The organism is Macrococcoides caseolyticum (assembly GCF_002902665.1).
In the GTDB taxonomy this organism is placed as follows: domain Bacteria; phylum Bacillota; class Bacilli; order Staphylococcales; family Staphylococcaceae; genus Macrococcoides; species Macrococcoides caseolyticum.
The window spans coordinates 1-1,407 of the sequence record NZ_PPRM01000082.1; the positions used below are offsets into that span (position 1 = coordinate 1).

General features: G+C 28.4%; 2 protein-coding genes. Both read left to right on the plus strand.

From position 1 onward, the window contains the following. Positions 1-150 precede the first annotated feature (150 nt). Positions 151-825 (plus strand): hypothetical protein, encoded by a 675-nt coding sequence (locus CD152_RS10060; protein ID WP_101031780.1) that lies wholly within the window; start codon positions 151-153, stop codon positions 823-825. Positions 826-845: 20 nt separating this feature from the next. Beyond that, positions 846-1,289 (plus strand): hypothetical protein, encoded by a 444-nt coding sequence (locus CD152_RS10065; protein ID WP_101031782.1) that lies wholly within the window; start codon positions 846-848, stop codon positions 1,287-1,289. The last annotated feature ends 118 nt before the right edge of the window (positions 1,290-1,407 follow it).

Below are 1,407 nucleotides of genomic sequence, written 5' to 3' on the forward strand. Positions count from 1 at the left end.
ATGTAACATAATTGGCATTATGTTACATGACATTTAAAAACTCTGTAAATTATTAAAAATTTCACATTTCCTTTTTAAGGTAAATTTAAGGTAAAATTTAGAATTATAATGATATACTATTTTTAGAAATAAAAGATAGGAGGAATTTAAATGATATTGAAAAAAATTAACTTATTAAAGAAAGGATTTATTGTGTTTTTATTATCGGTATTTATGTTCTCGATTATAAGTCACAGTGTTTCAGCAACTAGTTTGAATAGTGATATTGAAGAAATTAATATTCTTACTAAAAAAGCTCTTGAAGAGAAGGAAGCAACTGGTGAGGCTAGTGATATTACTATAGAAGAGCTTAATAAACAACTTCAAAAGATAGGAGTTAATAATAATCCTTATAGTGATTTCAAAAATATAGAATATAGTGATGATTTTACATTTTATGGTTATGGTGAAACTCATGATGCTGGTCAAGGGTGGAAATATAGAGTAGATCGCCCTTCTAGCAAAGATGCAAAACCACATGTTCATGTAGAAAAAGGAAAAGTGAAAGCCGTTGAGAATGTTGATGGTACACCTAGTCATGGTAAAACATTAGCTGGTTCTGGAGTCCCCAAAAAAATAATAGATAAAGTGAAATCTTCAAAAGATTATAAAAAAGGTCAAGCAGACTTAGCGAAACTTAAACAAGCTAAAGCTGAGATTAAGAAAAAACATCTTAACTTAAATAATGTAAAAGACTTGGCTATAGCTGCTGGCATTATCGCTGGTCTCGTAGGTGTTGCATTCTTTGCACCTGAAGCAATTCCATTTGTTATAGCCGCGGTATAGAAAGTCTAAGGAGGTTTAAAATGAATCATATAACTAGAATGGAATATAATAGTTCTAACATTATGATACTATCAGTCGAAATTAATTCTATAATTTCAGCAGTAATACTTTATGAAGATTTGAATAGACCTGGAGAACTAAAAAAAGATTTTTCTTTTTTAATACCGAAATATTACAGTGAAGATGATGTATTAGACGATACCAGAAATTTAATTTCTATTAAATTATTTTCTCTGATGAAAAAAAAAGACACAGATAGATATAAAGAAGATATATCTTTTATTGCCGAATCTTTTATAGAAGACAGACAGACTATGAATATTAAATTAGAATGGATAGAGGATAAGGAAATAGAAAAGTACTATATAAGTGGTGATAGAGTGCTATTTATCAAGCAACTTCTTCGCTACTGTGAAGGACAACACTCCATATCCATAAAAAGATTTGATCATTTAACTCAATAAATTTTTGAATATAGCATTCTAGTGCTACATCAAAATGATAAAAATTAAAAAAGAGGTGAATGGAATTTAAATTCTATTTACCTCTTTTTTGAATGTAACTTAATTACCATTGTGTTAC

Coding starts and splice junctions, on each gene's coding strand:
- CD152_RS10060 (WP_101031780.1), top strand. CDS start 151: ATGATATTGAAAAAAATTAACTTATTAAAGAAAGGATTTATTGTGTTT.
- CD152_RS10065 (WP_101031782.1), top strand. CDS start 846: ATGAATCATATAACTAGAATGGAATATAATAGTTCTAACATTATGATA.